This is a genomic window from Acinetobacter sp. ANC 3903 (assembly GCF_002135315.1).
GTDB lineage: Bacteria > Pseudomonadota > Gammaproteobacteria > Pseudomonadales > Moraxellaceae > Acinetobacter.
In genome coordinates, this window is sequence record NZ_NEGA01000007.1 from 76,962 (window position 1) to 93,008 (window position 16,047).

The 16,047-nt window shown below is 42.4% G+C and carries 14 protein-coding genes and 1 other RNA gene; 4 read left to right on the forward strand and 11 right to left on the reverse strand.

Translation table 11 applies throughout. The annotated features are described in order from the left end of the window. Window positions 1-284: 284 nt before the first annotated feature. Window positions 285-980, reverse strand: a complete 696-nt coding sequence (gene nth, locus B9T29_RS06955) for an endonuclease III (RefSeq protein WP_086175230.1) — start codon at window positions 978-980, stop codon at window positions 285-287. Continuing rightward, window positions 980-1,774, reverse strand: a complete 795-nt coding sequence (locus tag B9T29_RS06960; protein ID WP_086175231.1) for an RnfABCDGE type electron transport complex subunit B — start codon at window positions 1,772-1,774, stop codon at window positions 980-982. Before B9T29_RS06960 ends, nth begins: the two co-directional genes overlap by 1 nt. 335 nt (window positions 1,775-2,109) lie before the next feature. On the opposite strand from B9T29_RS06960, the gene gdhA reads away from it, so the two are divergent. Next, the gene (gdhA, locus tag B9T29_RS06965) at window positions 2,110-3,453 is read left to right on the forward strand and encodes an NADP-specific glutamate dehydrogenase (protein WP_086175232.1); all 1,344 of its coding nucleotides are present in this window, start codon (window positions 2,110-2,112) and stop codon (window positions 3,451-3,453) included. Between the two features lie 72 nt (window positions 3,454-3,525). Here the strand turns inward: gdhA and B9T29_RS06970 are convergent, their stop codons facing one another. The 3 genes from B9T29_RS06970 to rlmH all read right to left on the reverse strand — a co-directional run bounded on the left by B9T29_RS06970 (window position 3,526) and on the right by rlmH (window position 5,893). Then, window positions 3,526-4,293 carry an META and DUF4377 domain-containing protein gene (locus tag B9T29_RS06970; RefSeq protein ID WP_086175328.1) on the reverse strand — a complete coding sequence of 256 codons (768 nt, stop codon included), beginning with the start codon at window positions 4,291-4,293 and terminating at the stop codon, window positions 3,526-3,528. A gap of 139 nt (window positions 4,294-4,432) precedes the next feature. Further along, window positions 4,433-5,209 (reverse strand): dioxygenase, encoded by a 777-nt coding sequence (locus B9T29_RS06975; RefSeq protein ID WP_086175233.1) that lies wholly within the window; start codon window positions 5,207-5,209, stop codon window positions 4,433-4,435. A gap of 201 nt (window positions 5,210-5,410) precedes the next feature. Beyond that, entirely contained in the window at window positions 5,411-5,893 is a 483-nt protein-coding gene (rlmH, locus tag B9T29_RS06980) for a 23S rRNA (pseudouridine(1915)-N(3))-methyltransferase RlmH (RefSeq protein WP_086175234.1), read from the reverse strand. A 156-nt stretch (window positions 5,894-6,049) separates the two neighbouring features. On the opposite strand from rlmH, the gene B9T29_RS06985 reads away from it, so the two are divergent. After that, complete coding sequence (locus B9T29_RS06985) at window positions 6,050-6,997, forward strand: M28 family peptidase (protein WP_086175235.1); 948 nt, start codon at window positions 6,050-6,052, stop codon at window positions 6,995-6,997. Window positions 6,998-7,241: 244 nt separating this feature from the next. Here the strand turns inward: B9T29_RS06985 and lon are convergent, their stop codons facing one another. The 3 genes from lon to B9T29_RS07000 all read right to left on the reverse strand — a co-directional run bounded on the left by lon (window position 7,242) and on the right by B9T29_RS07000 (window position 10,831). Next, window positions 7,242-9,668, reverse strand: coding sequence for an endopeptidase La (lon, locus tag B9T29_RS06990; protein ID WP_086175236.1), 2,427 nt, complete (start codon window positions 9,666-9,668; stop codon window positions 7,242-7,244). Between the two features lie 146 nt (window positions 9,669-9,814). Next, window positions 9,815-10,402 carry a 5-formyltetrahydrofolate cyclo-ligase gene (locus tag B9T29_RS06995; RefSeq protein ID WP_086175237.1) on the reverse strand — a complete coding sequence of 196 codons (588 nt, stop codon included), beginning with the start codon at window positions 10,400-10,402 and terminating at the stop codon, window positions 9,815-9,817. A 48-nt stretch (window positions 10,403-10,450) separates the two neighbouring features. Next, the gene (locus B9T29_RS07000; protein WP_086175238.1) at window positions 10,451-10,831 is read right to left on the reverse strand and encodes a MerR family transcriptional regulator; all 381 of its coding nucleotides are present in this window, start codon (window positions 10,829-10,831) and stop codon (window positions 10,451-10,453) included. Window positions 10,832-10,913: 82 nt separating this feature from the next. Between B9T29_RS07000 and B9T29_RS07005 the strand changes: the two genes are divergently transcribed. After that, a complete protein-coding gene (locus tag B9T29_RS07005; protein WP_228146575.1) occupies window positions 10,914-14,006 on the forward strand; it encodes a heavy metal translocating P-type ATPase in 3,093 nt (1,030 codons plus the stop codon). Between the two features lie 180 nt (window positions 14,007-14,186). Here B9T29_RS07005 and ssrS read toward each other — a convergent pair. The 3 genes from ssrS to B9T29_RS07020 all read right to left on the reverse strand — a co-directional run bounded on the left by ssrS (window position 14,187) and on the right by B9T29_RS07020 (window position 15,308). Next, window positions 14,187-14,369: non-coding RNA, 6S RNA (gene ssrS / locus B9T29_RS07010), on the reverse strand. 100 nt (window positions 14,370-14,469) lie between these two features. Then, window positions 14,470-14,754, reverse strand: a complete 285-nt coding sequence (locus B9T29_RS07015; protein WP_086175239.1) for a cell division protein ZapA — start codon at window positions 14,752-14,754, stop codon at window positions 14,470-14,472. A 2-nt stretch (window positions 14,755-14,756) separates the two neighbouring features. Next, on the reverse strand, window positions 14,757-15,308 hold the full coding sequence (locus tag B9T29_RS07020; protein ID WP_086175240.1) for a hypothetical protein: 552 nt from the start codon (window positions 15,306-15,308) through the stop codon (window positions 14,757-14,759). 64 nt (window positions 15,309-15,372) lie between these two features. Here B9T29_RS07020 and B9T29_RS07025 point away from each other — a divergent pair, with 64 nt between their 5' ends. Beyond that, the gene (locus tag B9T29_RS07025; protein WP_086175241.1) at window positions 15,373-16,002 is read left to right on the forward strand and encodes a UPF0149 family protein; all 630 of its coding nucleotides are present in this window, start codon (window positions 15,373-15,375) and stop codon (window positions 16,000-16,002) included. The last annotated feature ends 45 nt before the right edge of the window (window positions 16,003-16,047 follow it).

Sequence of the window (16,047 nt, forward strand, 5' to 3'; positions counted from 1 at the left end):
CAGACCAGGAACGAAATGCAAAGAATGGTGGTTCCATTTTTAAATTTCATGACGCAGTCTGAGATAATTTTAGCCACAACCTGAGCAAAAACAAAGTACTGCTTTGTTTGCAGCGCAAGGCGCAGCTGGGGACTAGAGTATTTTTTGACGCTACATCGTTGTGAACTACGCATTTAGAATGACTAAATTTTGCAGTTCTCGCCGCGTATCGCCTAAAAAATACTCACAGTCGCAAACATAGACGAATTGTCAACAGACCCTAAACTGCGTATAAAAAGCTGAACTTACAGTTCAGCTTCAATATTTTTTACCGCAATGCTACGTGCTGCACCGAATTCGAAACGATCTGGCCAGTTGCAGACATCTGAGACCACACATTCATAACATTTGGGCTTGCGGGCAATACAAGTATAACGACCGTGCAAAATCAGCCAATGATGGGCATCGACAATAAATTCCTTGGGAATGACTTTCACCAGACGGTGTTCAACCTCCAGCACATTTTTACCCACAGCCAGACCGGTTCGATTGCCTACACGAAAGATATGCGTATCAACTGCCATAGTGGGATGACCAAAGGCGGTATTCAGCACCACATTTGCGGTTTTACGTCCTACACCGGCTAATGCTTCCAGATCGGCACGATTGTTGGGCACCACGCTGTTGTGTTTCTCAATCAGCATCTTGCAGGCTTTAATTACATTCTCGGCTTTAGCGTTATATAAACCGATGGTTTTAATATATTCTTTTAGACCATCGACGCCCAAGGCATAAATGGTTTCAGGGGTATTGGCCACCGGAAAAAGCTTATCGGTGGCTTTATTCACACTGACATCTGTAGCTTGAGCTGAAAGTGTCACTGCCACTAAAAGTTCAAAAGGGTTGTTGTAATTCAGTTCGGTTTTGGGGTTGGGTCTTTGCTCACGTAAGCGTTCAAAAAACACCTGAACCTGCTTTCTGGTCATGTTTTTAACCGCCATCATGATACTCCCAAAGCACTCAGCTGCTGTTGTAAATCATCAAGCAGGGCACGTTTTTTTATGTCTTCCCGAACACTAAGCTGTTTTTCTAATTTTTTGATTTGTGTGCGAATTTTGGCAAGCTGAATAGTTATTGCCGCATCTTGGGTAATGACAGGTTTGTCTATTTTTGCTACCAACTGGATTTCTGGAACCACATCGCTTAGCGCTGAAAATTGGGCAAATAATGCGGTATCAATATTGGCACGCACCACCGGACCTTTACGGTTGATACGGCGTTTTTCTTCGCGTTGAATATGCGCATAATAACGATTGCGCAGGTCATTTTGTTCAGCAATACGCGCCTCTTCGGAAGGTACGGCTTGCAGATCTTCAACCAGGTCAATGCAGTCGACCGGGCAGGGAGGAATACAGAGTTCACAACCCGTGCACAGCTCAGTCAAAATGCTATGCATGAGTTTGCCTGAGCCAATAATCGCATCGACCGGGCAGGCACTGATGCATTTGGTACAACCAATACATTCATCTTCACGAATAATCGCTTTCATGCGTTGTGGCCGACCATCAGTTTGAACAGGCCAAACACTTTCTTCTGCTGGCAGTTGAGAGCGACCCAGTAATTCAGCCAGAGCATTTGCTACAGGTTGTCCGCCTGGTACACATTTATTTGCCTCTTCACCTTCACTTATGGCTTTTGCATAAGGCAGGCATCCATCTCGATGGCCGCAAAGTCCGCATTGTGTTTGCGGCAACAGGGCGTCAATTTTTTGAATCAAGCTAATTTGAGTGTTCATGTATAACCGGGAGTGCTAGGCAAGCAGCGTGAAAACAATGTGCTGGAGAGCAATACTAGCATGTTTTTACATAGAATTCCTGTGCGCAAAAATGGAACCATAAGTGCATTAATATTGGGCAAAATATTACATCAATACATAGATAAAAGTTATGTCATATATAAATAAAAAGACTAAATAATTAAATTAAATATATGTTCTATATAGATAATTCAAGTTTTTTTTAAAAAACTATTGCTGAATAGGTGCAAGTGATATTTAATGTTTTGCGCCAAAATATATCATTGATTGAAATTTTGACCAATTTTGATCCATTTTCTGCTGAGGATTAAGCGTTGAAATACAACAGCCTTAACGACTTCCTAAATTACGTTAAATCACGTGACCAACATCAACCAGAGTTTCTACAAGCTGTAGAAGAAGTAATGACCAGCCTTTGGCCTTTCATTGAAAAGAATCCAGAATATGCTGATCATGGATTACTTGAACGCCTGGTAGAACCTGAACGTGCGATTCAATTCCGCGTTTCTTGGGTAGATGACAAAGGTCAAACTCATGTGAACCGTGCTTTCCGCGTACAGTACAACTCAGCTATTGGTCCATTCAAAGGTGGTATGCGTTTCCACCCTTCAGTGAACCTTTCAATTCTTAAGTTCTTAGGTTTTGAACAAACTTTCAAAAATGCCTTAACTACATTGCCTATGGGCGGGGGTAAAGGTGGTTCAGACTTCGACCCTAAAGGTAAGTCTGAAGGCGAAATCATGCGTTTCTGCCAGGCATTAATCATCGAGCTTTATCGTCACCTTGGTTCTAATACTGATATTCCGGCGGGCGATATTGGTGTAGGTGGCCGTGAAGTGGGTTACATGGCTGGTATGATGAAAAAACTCAGCAATGACACTTCATGTGTATTCACCGGTAAAGGCTTAACTTTCGGTGGTTCATTGGCTCGTCCTGAAGCAACGGGTTACGGTACCGTGTATTTCGCTGAAGAAATGCTAAAAACTCGTGGCGACAGCTTTAAAGATAAAGTCGTGACTATTTCTGGTTCGGGTAATGTTGCTCAATACGCTGCTGAAAAAGCAATGTTCTTGGGTGCGAAAGTCGTTTCACTTTCTGACTCTGCTGGTACTGTTTTTGTTAAAGACGGTTTCACTGAGGAACTTCTTGTTGAAGTAATGGAACTTAAAAACGTTAAACGTGGCCGTATTTCTGAGTTCGCTTCTAAACACGGTTTTGAATATCTTGAAGGTCAACGTCCTTGGGGTATCAAGTGTGATATCGCACTTCCGTGTGCAACTCAAAACGAATTAGACGCTGATGATGCTGCTAAACTTTTAGCAAACGGTGCCATCTGTGTTGCTGAAGGTGCAAACATGCCTTCTACACTTGAAGCGGTTGAGAAATTCGTTGAAGCGAAAATTCTTTATGCTCCAGGTAAAGCATCTAACGCAGGTGGTGTTGCAACTTCTGGTCTTGAAATGTCTCAAAACGCATTGCGTTTAGGCTGGACTTTCGAAGAAGTTGATGAACGTTTACACGCGATTATGAAAGAAATTCATCGTAACTGCGTGAAATACGGTACTAAAGAAGATGGTACTGTGAACTATGTTGACGGTGCGAACATTGCTGGCTTCGTAAAAGTTGCCGATGCAATGCTTGCTCAAGGCGTATTCTAAGTTTGACTTAGTTTAAGCTTTAAAAAAACCGATGCTTTGGCATCGGTTTTTTTTATGTTTTAAATAAATTGCTTATTTAATCATTGAGCGTTCAACGGTCATGTCATGGATATAAGCATACTTCGACTGATCTGCGGCAGGATGCTTGATCTCATAACGTTTGACCCGAATGATTTGTCGCTCGTTGAGGTTATGGGTAAAACCTTCGATCTGGTCATAGAATAAAGTCCAGTCTTTATCGACCTGGGTTTTTATCCCGCTTTCACTATATTTAACTTCCCGAACCTGTAAACAGGTTTGTGGCGCAACACCGCTACATGGTTTAGTTTCAGGTGAAATTTCCAGAAAAATAGTTTCAGCTTGGCTTTGATATTTAGTTTCAGCTGTCATTTTACCTGTAAAAATATATTTCTCACCTGTCGCTGAAATGATGGTCAATGTAGGCTGCTGGGCATCTTTTAAATCTAAAATAAATGAAGCTTTGCGGTCATTAAACAAATCTTTAGCGACACTTTCTTGTTGCATGGCTTTTGGTTCACATGCCATTAGGGTTCCCATTAGAGGCCCTGTCACAATCTGGTTGTGTTCCACTTTCCAGCTGCTGCCCATACCATTACAGCTGGTAGCAATGCTCAAGCGGCCTTTATCATCAAAATTCAGTACCAATGGTTTAGGTGCAGTACCGGTACGGGTACTCCATTGATAAGAAGCTAAAGTCTGATCGGCTTTTTGTTGATGTAACACTGACATGGCAACATCTCCAGCTTTTTGAATATCGCCAGACTGACATGCGGCAAGCATGAGAGGGAAAAGGGCTATCGCTAAAAGTTTAAGTTTCATTTTAAAAGTACTTGGTTTTGAAGGATTTTTATTAGAATAAAGCATGAATATTCAAAAAATATGGATACATTCTGGTGAATTAGGTATCAAAATGTATCCATAACTATAATTTTGTTAATAATTAATAAAAAGTTATGAATTAATCAAAACGGTAAATATCCATACCCAGCGAGCCCATGCTGAAACTGCTATGCACAATACTAAAACGATGGCCTGTACCCATCGCAAAAAACAGTGGCGCAAAATGTTCCAGGGTCGGATGATTACGCTCTACATAGGGGATATTTTGCCAGTCCAGCACAGCGTCATAATCACCATGGTTCAGTTTGCTCACCACATAGTTACGGAAAGTCGAGGCCCATTCAGGTACAGCAGCAGCTTCACCATGCCATGCCAATTCACGCAAGTTATGGGTAATGCTGCCTGAACCAATCATCAACACTTGTCTCTCACGTAGGGGAGCAAGGGTTTGACCGATTTTATAAATATCTTCGGCAGACATGTTCATGGGTAAAGAAATTTCTACCACCGGAATATCAGCAGCAGGATACATATGCAGCAATGGCATCCATACGCCATGATCACGTGGACGGGTGCTATTGGCATGAGCAGCCAAGCCGGCACTGGCTAAAAGATGCAGGATTTCTTCTGCAAGTTCCGGCTGACCTGGTGCAGGGTAGCGCATTTCATACAGCTCAGGCGGAAAACCGCGAAAGTCGTGCCATGTTTCGGGGCGAACACTGCTACTCACTTCAAGGGCATTACTTTCCCAGTGGGCTGACATCACAATAATGGCTTGTGGTTGAGGCAGATTTAAACTCAATCGCTCCAAGGCCGGGCCAACCTGTTCCGGATTAAGCGCCAACATGGGTGATCCATGTGAAATAAATAAACCGGGTAAAGTTTGTAAATTCATGATGACGTGCCTAATTCAAATAATATCGATTGAGGATATGATGCCAAATAAAGAGAAATAGAATAAATACAATTTATATCAACATATTGTTTCGTTTATAGAACAATAGAGCAGGACTCAATTAGATGTATGATTTAGGCTTGGAAATACACGAGCTGTAAAACGATTTAGCCAAACTCAAATCATCCGGTATGCGCCTGCTTAACCTGCCCGATGATAAGGATGATTATTGTTGATACTCATGGCACGGTATAACTGCTCGATCAGCATGACGCGAACCATAGGGTGAGGCAGAGTCAGCTTGGAGAGTGACCAGTGCCATGCAGCGGCTTTACGCACCGCTTCGGAGTGACCATCCGGGCCACCAATGGCCAAAACCACATCATTGCCTTCAAGCATCCATTGTTTCATGGTTTCGGCCAGTTTTTCAGTACTGAATTCTTTACCGCCAACTTCCAGTGCAATCAGGGTTTCATTCTGTTTAAGCACATTTAAAATGCTGTCTCCCTCAATGTTGCGATATTTCAGGATATCGGCCTCAGAATCATTTTTGCCGCGTTTGGCCATAGGCAATTCAATAATCTGGGTTTGCACAAAAGGCTGGATACGTTTGAAGTAATCTTCAAAACCAGTGAGTACCCAAGCTGGCATTTTTTGACCGATGGTAATAATACGGATTTTCATAAGATTCGATGATTTAAGACTCATCTTTATTATAAACATTAAAACCGGTTTTACTTATTTTGCGAAACAAAATGCAATTGAAAAGGCGTGCGAGATGCTGCTTTAATCTTCAGCAAGGGATTAAACACCAATAATAAAAGAGGATTAGATAATTAAATGAGATTAAAAAATAATCTAAATTTAAGCTTATGCTTGAGCACTCTTTTTTTAACAACTTCGACATGGGCATTGCCTAGCGTAACACCAGCCAGTACCGATAATTTAAAGTTCTATATGGAGCAGATTATCGGCCAGCAGGGACAGCGTAATTATAAGAATACAGCAGAATTACAACGTGTTTCTGCATGGATTAAAGAACAGATGCGCCTGTTTGGTGTTCCATGCCACTATCAAAACTATTCGGTGAATAGTCTGGGCTATCGAAATGTCGTGTGTACTTTAACAACTGGTCATGCGGACAAGGTGATTGTCGGTGCGCATTATGATGTGTTTGGGGAAACTCAGGGCGCAGATGACAACGCTTCGGGTGTGGCGGGAGTGATTGAAACCGCACGCATACTGGCGCAGCAGAAATCCCAACTGGCACATAATGTGGATTTTGTATTTTATACTTTGGCTGAGTCGCCATTTTTTAAGACTGAACAGATGGGTAGTTTTGTGCATGCGAAATCTGTACAGGCGCAAAAGGAACAGATTCAGGGCGTTTATATATTAGAGATGATTGGTTACTTTGATGAAAGGCTGGTACAGGAATATCCGGCGGGTTTGAAATGGGTGTATCCACAGCATGGTAATTTTATTGCTGCGGTGAGTAATTTACAGTCTTATGATCTGGGGGCGAAATACTGTCAAGCGATGCGTAGGCTCGATCGTTTGGAGTGCCAAAGACTGGTAGCTCCTTCTTTTATTAGTGCGATGGAGGTTTCTGATCATTTGAATTACTGGAAGTTTGATATTCCGGCCATGATGATTACAGATACGGCTTTTTTCCGGAACAAGCATTATCACACTGCGGCCGATACGCTGAAGACACTCAATATTGGAAAAATGGCCAATGTAATTGATGGTCTGGTTTATAGTTTATTGCTGCAAGCTGATGAATAAAAAACGCAGCCCCTTAAGTGAAAACTGGGACTGCGATCAAAAGGTCATCTACCTGGAGATGTAGACGACCATTCACATAACTTGTTAACTACAAATCAATTAGAAACGAACAGCGTATTTAGGGTCTCTATACTATTAGATAAGGGTGAGAAGTAGATTTTTCAAGCCCTTTTCTATTTATATAGTAAAACTTATGCACATAAAAAAAGAGAGCCGAAGCTCTCTTTTTTGTAGCGAATTGCAATTAATGACGGGCTGCTTTGCCTTCTGCAATTGGTTTAACTATCGGTGCTTTCACCAACGGTTTTGGCGCTTCAACCAAGGCAAATGGCAAGATCTCATCGATGCTTTTCACTGCCTTAATTTCCAGACCGGCTTTAACATTTTCTGGAATTTCCACCAAGTCACGCGCGTTTTCTTGAGGGATGAAGACCAGTTTAATGCCACCGCGATGTGCAGCTAAAAGTTTTTCTTTTAAGCCGCCAATACGCATTGCACGACCACTTAGGTTAGTTTCACCCGTCATGGCAATATCCGCGCGAACTGGAATACCTGTGAAGGCAGAAACCAAGGCAGTGGTGAGTGCCAAACCTGCAGATGGACCATCTTTCGGAGTTGCACCTTCAGGTAAATGCACATGGACATCGGTTTCTTCAAATCTTGAAGCCTCAATACCAAGTGCATCTGCACGGGTACGCACTACAGTCATTGCCGCGGTAATGGATTCTTTCATGACATCACCGAGTGAACCGGTAGTAATGAATTTACCTTTACCTTTTACAGCTGCAACTTCAATAGAAAGCAATTCACCACCCACTGAGGTCCACGCCAAACCATTGACACGACCGACTTGGGCTTCTTCTTCTGCCATACCGTAGTCGAACTTATGCACGCCCAGGTAATCAGGCAAGTTTTCCGCAGTCACATCGATATGCAAGTTTTTGGCTTTTTTGCTGACCGCTTCTTTCACGACTTTACGCGCAATTTTTGACACTTCACGTTCCAGGCTACGTACACCCGCTTCGCGTGTATAACGACGCACGATGTCACGAATCGCTTGTTCATGAATAGTCAATTCTTTGCCACGTAAACCATTGTCCTTAATGGCTTTAGGAACAAGGTAACGTTCAGCAATATTAACTTTTTCCTCTTCGGTATAACCCGGCAGACGAATCACTTCCATACGGTCAAGCAAAGCTTCAGGAATATTCATGCTGTTTGCAGTACAGATGAACATCACTTCAGAAAGATCAAGATCAAGATCGAGGTAGTGATCGTTGAACTTGCTGTTTTGTGATGGATCGAGTACTTCAAGCAATGCTGAAGCCGGGTCGCCACGGTAGTCTTGTGCCATCTTGTCAATTTCGTCGAGTAAGAACAGCGGGTTCTTCACGCCTACTTTTGTTAATGACTGCACTACTTTACCTGGCATCGCACCGATATAAGTACGACGGTGACCACGGATTTCCGCTTCATCACGCACGCCACCTAAGGCCATACGCACAAATTCACGACCTGTAGCTTTGGCAATCGATTCACCCAGTGAAGTTTTACCCACCCCTGGAGGACCAACCAGGCAAAGAATTGGACCTTTGAGTTTTTTCACGCGAGATTGAACAGCCAGGTATTCAACAATACGATCTTTAACGTCATCTAAGCCGTAATGATCAGCATCCAATATTTCTTGTGCCTTGTTCAGGTTGATGCTGACTTTGCTGGCTTTATTCCAAGGCGTATCTAAAATCGCCTCGATATAATTGCGCACTACGGCAGCTTCACTTGAAGCAGGTTGCATTGCTTTTAACTTACGGAATTCAGATTCCGCTTTTTTACGCACGTGTTCAGGTAAATCGGCTTCTTCAAGACGACGCTCAATTTCAGCCACGTCATCTTCAGCACCGCCGTTCATGTCGGAAAGCTCGCGCTGAATCACCTTCATTTTTTCATTTAGGAAGTATTCGCGCTGGTTTTTCTCCATCTGGCGTTTTACCGAGTCATGCAAGGTTTGCTCAATCTGCTGTTCTTCAGATTGTTGCAACAAATAAGTCATGAGCTCAGTCAAATGTGCTTCAAAGTCATCCTGTTCCAGGAACTTTTGTTTTACATCGATGTTCAATGGCACACGAGTGGCCACGAAGAACAACAGTTGCAATAAATCATCGATTTTATTGGCAGCAGTAATCAATTCACGTGCATTACGTAATTTTGCTTCTGCATATTGTGCAAATAAAGTTCGCAGTTCTTGCACACGTGTTTCTTGAGAGTCAGCTTCAATATTCACTGTCATTGGGCTTAAGCTGTGTTCGGCTGATAAATATGCATCGTTGTCGATGATTTTGACCAGTTTCGAACGGTGTAAGCCCTCAATGAGTACTTTTATACAGTTTTCATCATTTTCATGATTCACAACTTGCACAATCTTCGCGACAGTACCGTATTGATATAAGTTGTCGTGATCAATTTCTTCTGTAAGAGAATCTTGTTGTGCAACTACAAATACCAGATTGTCACTGTTACGGGCCACGTCAACTGCATTGATCGATTTTTCACGACCTACAAATAACGCAATTTGCATGTGTGGATAAACCACCACATCTCGTAGCGCTAAAAGCGGTAATACGCTTGGAACCTGTGTAGTTAAGGTTTCTTGATTCATAATAATTTCAGACATGGGCACTCCTAATGAGTAACAACAGCGTTGCCATATTTTTATAGTGAAGTGTATTTTAAAAATTACAAGGGCATGGCAAATGAAAATGTATAAAAAATGAGTAAATATGTGATTTTTAAGTATTCCTATTGGTCAAAAATACCAATTCAACGTTTAAAGTGCAGATATTTTGAAGGGGTCAGTAAGGCATCGAGGGGTTGATCCCAGACTTCACGATGTAAACGCTGCTGAATCAGCTGAAAGTCATGTGCAAGACCAAGTCGATAGGGTTTGTTCGGTGCACTGGCCAGGGTTTTGTCGTAAAAACCGCCTCCCATGCCAATACGGGTGCCGTAAATATCACAAGCCAGCAAAGGCATGATTAAAAAATCCAGAACCGAGACATGCAGGCCACGCTGCGCCATAGGCTCTTTCATGCCTAAAGGGTGATATGAAAATTGATTGTTTCTATATTGTTTTTGGCTAATTCGCACCCAATGCAATTGCTGGTTCATGCTGCAAATCATGGGAAGATAAACTTCTTTACCCAGTTTGAAACAATATTCAATGATTTGTTGGGTATGTATTTCACCAAAGGCATTCAGATAGATGCCGATTTTTTTGGCTTGCTGAAAAGCCTTGATTCGAAGAAGTTGACTCAGTACCTGTTGCTGTGACTGTTTGTGTTGAAAGCTGGAAATGGCTCTGCGCTGATGTCGAAGTTGCTTGCGTAAAAATTTTAAATCCACTGACATCTGTTATAGGTTCCCAAAAAATATATACATTTTCATTGTAAAAGCAGTTTAACTGTTTTTCAGCTCTTTCAAAATCGGGCAACAGCTTTCATTGGTGGTTTTACATTCATCTACCCAGCTGCTTAAACGGGTTTTGAGTGCCTGCAATTCCTGAATCCTTTGATCAATTTTTTCCAGACGTTGTTCAATGACATGCCTCACCTGTTCACGATCTTCGAGTTGAAGTTGCAGTAATTCCTGTATTTCACTGAGTTGCAAGCCTGCATCTTTGCCTTTTTGAATAAAGTTTAAGGTTTCGATATCTTTGTCATTGTAATAACGGTAACTCTGCGTCGTTTCCGGCACGCGCATTAAACCGATGCGTTGATAATAACGAATGGTTTCAACATTTACATGACACTGTTTGGCCAGTTTTCCGATGGTGAGCATAAAATATCCTCAAATAACTTGACTCTGTACCTGGGTACAGACTTTATGCTAACACAATGAAAGAATAAAACAGGTGAGTCGGATGAATGAGCAACAAAAATCTTCCTGCTGTGCAAAACAGGATTCAGTCCTTGAATTAGTGAAAGTTGATCCAGTCTGTGGAATGAACGTTTCGGAAAGTTCAGAACATTATTTTGAATATCTGGGGAAAAAATATTTATTTTGTTGTGATGGCTGCAAACAAAAGTTTATTAAAAATCCTGAAGCTTACCTTCAACAAACCAAGCCTAAATCAGGCTGTGGCTGTGCAAATACAGCCAAAGTTGTAGCGGCCTCATCTTCATGTTGTGGCAGTCAAAAAGCTGAAGCGCAGCAATATACTGATCCGGTCTGCGGCATGACCGTGACCAATTTATCCAAGCCGCACACTACATACTTAGATCAACATTATTATTTTTGTGGTCAGGGCTGTTTGGATAAATTTCAGGCCAATCCAGAACAGTATTTAGAAAAAAATAAATCTAAAACTTCAGGCTGCAGTTGTGCATCTAAATCAAAAACAGATGAAAAAAAATCTTGCTGTGGTTCTCAAAATCAACAGCCAGCAGCGCAATCATCAGGCTGTTGTGCGGGAAATAAAGTGCAAACCACAAAACAGGTGAGTGAAACAACTGTTGATCCTGTCTGTGGCATGCAGGTAAAAACCGATTCAAAATGGCACAGCCAGTTTGAATCAAAAGATTATTACTTCTGTTCAGAACGTTGTTTAACTACATTTAACCAGCAGCCTGAGCAATATCTGCAAACCAAGCAAACAGCATCTTCCTGCTGCGGTTCAACAGAAAAAGCGGCAGTTACAGAAAAGAAATCTGGCTGTTGTGGCGGAACTCATCCTGCATCATCACCTCATTCTGAGATCGATCCCGTGTGTGGCATGTCGGTAGATACTTCAACCGATTTAAAAACAGAGTATCAGGCGAAAACTTACTATTTCTGCAATCCGTCTTGCCTGGAGAAATTTAAAGCTGAACCTGAGTTTTATTTGCTTCCGGCAGACCAGCGACCTGTGTCTGAAGGCGCTGAGGATATGGACTATACCTGTCCGATGGACCCTGAAATTGTGCAGAAAGGGCCGGGAACCTGTCCAATCTGTGGTATGGCTTTGGAGCCGATGCAACCGACCTTAAATGATGCACCGAATCCTGAACTGGTCGATTTTAGTCGCCGTTTTTGGGTAACTTTGCCGCTGACTTTAATTGTATTTGTGTTGGCTATGGGTTCACATATTCATGCCTTTATTCCACAGCATATTCAGCCGTGGATTGAACTGGTTTTATCCATTCCAGTGGTGCTTTGGGCGGGCAAGCCCTTTATTGAGCGTTGCTGGACATCCTATAAAACCCGCAACTTAAATATGTGGAGTCTGATTGGTGTCGGGGTACTGGCGGCATTTATTTACAGTGTAATAGCAACCGTTTTCCCGTCACTGATTCCGATGCAGGCCAAAACCGGTCACGGTGTTGCTGTGTATTATGAAGCGGCCTGTATGATTGTGTCCTTAAGTTTGCTTGGGCAAATCATGGAGCTGAAAGCCCGTGCCAAAACTGCTGACGCGTTAAAGTCCTTGCTAAAACTTCAACCTCATATCGCAAAACTGGTACAGAATGATCAGGTGGTTGAAGTCGATATTGGCATGGTCAAGCAGGGCGATATCCTGCAGATTTCTTCAGGTGATCAAATTCCACTGGATGGCATTGTGGTAGAAGGCAAAACCTATGTCGATGAAGCAATGATGACCGGTGAACCTGTTCCGGTGAAAAAAGAGCTGGATGACCGTGTGATTGGTGGGACGGTGAATCAGCAGGGCAGTATTCGTATTCGAACTACTGCTGTGGGTGCCAATACCACCTTGGCGAAAATGATTCAGACTGTAGCGGAAGCACAGCGTTCCAAAGCACCGTTGCAACGACTTGCCGATGTGTTTGCCAAGTATTTTGTTATTGTCGTTTTATCCATCAGTATTTTGACATTTATCGCCTGGATGGTCTTTGGCCAAGCACAGTTTGATTTGGCGCTCATGTGTGCGGTGGCTGTACTCATTATTGCCTGTCCATGTGCTCTAGGTCTTGCAACGCCTATGTCGGTGATGGCAACCACAGGCCGGGCAGCACAAAAAGGCGTGCTGTTTAAAGATGCTGAAGCGATTGAAGCCTTAAGCAAAGTCACCACTTTAATTGTTGATAAAACCGGAACCTTGACCGAAGGCAAGCCGAGTCTGAAAGAGATTCAATTACTTTCAGATACAGTACAGCAAGCGCAAGTGGAACAATGGATTGCCTCGATTGAACAGTATTCAACCCATCCGATTGCACAGACTTTAACCAAGCTTGTTCCGCATGAGCAACTGTTGAAAGTCATTGATTTTGAAGATGTCACTGGTTTTGGGGTGAAAGGTCAAATTGATGACCAGACCCTGTATGTGGGCAGTCAAAAGCTGATTGATCAGTTGGGTTTGCAGCTGCCTGAACATGTTCAAGTGAAGCTTGATGCTCAACGTGAGAGCGGTAATGTGATTAGCTTTTTGGCCAATCAGCAGCAAGTTTTGGCTTATATCGCTATTCATGATGCGATTAAGCACAATGCACATCAGGTAATAGACCAGCTGATTGCTGATGGTATAGAGGTGGTGATGGCCACAGGTGACCACGAACAAAATGCCAAACTGGTGGCTGCTGAACTGGGCATACAGCAGGTCTATGGCAACTGTAGCCCGACTGAAAAATTAGATCTGGTAAAAAAATATCAGGCTCAAGGAAAAGTTGTGGCCATGGCGGGAGATGGCATTAATGATGCACCGGCACTTGCTCAAGCCAATGTAGGTGTGGCAATGGGCAATGGTACCGATATTGCCAAACAAACGGCCCAAGTGACTTTGGTGAAAGGAGATATTCGTGGTGTGGCAGATGCCATTCACATGGCCAAATTAGGGGTGAAAAACATGAAGCAGAATCTGGCATTTTCCTTTGTCTATAATGGTTTAGGTGTGCCAGTCGCAGCAGGTATTTTTTATCCTTTAACAGGTTTATTACTCACTCCGATGCTTGCTGCAGTTGCCATGTCATTCAGTTCTTTGTCTGTCGTGATTAATGCACTTCGTTTGCAAAAGTCTGAATAGTACTGAAAAGTGTAGGCCTTGATATAACCTACCCAAGATGAAAATCTTGGGTATTTTTTTGCATAAAAATATCAATGAATATAGGCTGAAAAACAAGTTGAAGTTTAAAAATGAAATTTTTTAAAATGTAAAATAGATGAAGAAATATTGTAATAAATCACGCTTAGAATAATAAGAAAAAACACTCCGAAGATGCCGCTGCATGTCGTTACCCTGAACCCGAAGAAGTTCAAGGTGGACGCGACGCATACTTGCTGGGTTTCCCATACGAAGATGGGCATACACTCTAAATATGCAGAACACAATCCGTAGATTTAAGTATCGGCAGGGATATAGACTCGCTGGCGAACACCTCAGAGATGAAGTAAGTATAACCAATAATGAGATATTGGCAAATCTTCAGTGTTCAGGAACTGTAAACTTAGTTTTCAACTGTCGATACTTTAGTCAATTTAAATGAAAATTAAACCAACTCATCCACTTCTTCTAAAATTGTCGTCAATAAGCGTTCACAGTGTGAGTATTCCTGCAAGGATTTGTTCATGGCCAGCACTTCCTGCATCAGTTCCAGTGCCACCATAATAATCAGCTTGCTGGGTTCAACCCGCGGTGCTTTACGACGAAAATCATCATATTTTTCATTTAACAATTCAGCTGCACGTTCCAGATCCGCTTTCTCGGTTTCCGTGGTTGCCAAACGGAAATTATGACCCAGTACACGCAATTCAACCGCAATTTGTTCACTCATGATTAGATGTCCTCATTTGCATCGGTTGGATGAGCAAGCTGTTGAATTTCTTGCGCGTGCTGATCTTGAGCAGTACCTAAAATAGAAAGACGCTGAATAATGGCTTCTACCTTGGCTTTGGCATGTTCATTTTTTTGTAACAATCTTTCACGTTCCTGTTGCAAGCCCTGAATTTCCTGTTGAGCAACACGGTGATCATTTTGCATTTTTTCTTTAATGACACGTAATTCATTACGTTCAGCCAGAATTTCCTGAAAACGGTTTTTAAGATCGGTACAACTTTTCTCCAAACGGCTATAACGGTCGGCCAAAGATGCGGCATCTGTATTCAATTGCTTGAATTGGGACTGGGTTTCGCTTAATTGCTCGCTCAGATTATCTATTTCTTCTTGTTTTTGGGTGATAATGCCATTTTTTTGCACAATTTGGGCATGATGATGCTCGGCAGAATTTTCTTTTGCCGCGGTGAGTGCACTATTTTCACTTTCATAATGCGTAAGTCGCGTTTTTAAAACGCCAATATGCGCCTGTAGACGCTGTAATTCTTCTAACATATGGTAGTCGCACAGTATTGCAAACAAAGGTAATATATACGAAGTATAGAGATTGGATAAACGAATGCAAGACGATATTTCAGGTTGGTCGGAATGGCACCACAATTTTTCAAAAATTGAAGAGATTTCAAGCCCAAGTGAGTTACATGGACTACTTACGGGTATTGTTTGTGTTACTCAGGCACCGACAAGTGAGGAATGGCAACAAATTTTAGCCACACTGGAAATCCCCGCATTGGACGAGCATATTTTAAATGCCTTAAGCGATGAAGCGGAAGATGTGGCACATGCGCTATCCGAAGATGAGCTCGACTATCTTCCTTTACTTCCTGATGATGAACATGTACTTGCAGACCGTGTACAAGCCTTGGCAGACTGGTGTGCCGGTGTGGTTTTAGGATTTGGGTTGGCCTCAGGACATATCCGTCAAGATGAAATGGAACTGATCGAACATCTTCAAGATGTAGCAGCAGTCGAGTTTGATGCGTCGGATGATGACGAAGAAGGCGAAGAAAGCTATCAGGAACTTTATGAGTTTGTGCGCCTGATTCCAGTGAGCCTGTCTTTGGGACGCAAGAAAGTGGATGTTGCAGAAACGCCATTGTTGCAAAATATTCAGCCGCAATTGCAAAAAAGTAAGGCTAATGAAGCAAGCAGTGTTGTTGAAATGTTTACACCGCATCGTCCGAGCTAATTCGGACGATTGTATTTAAAAACAGACCATTTAACAGACCCTTTA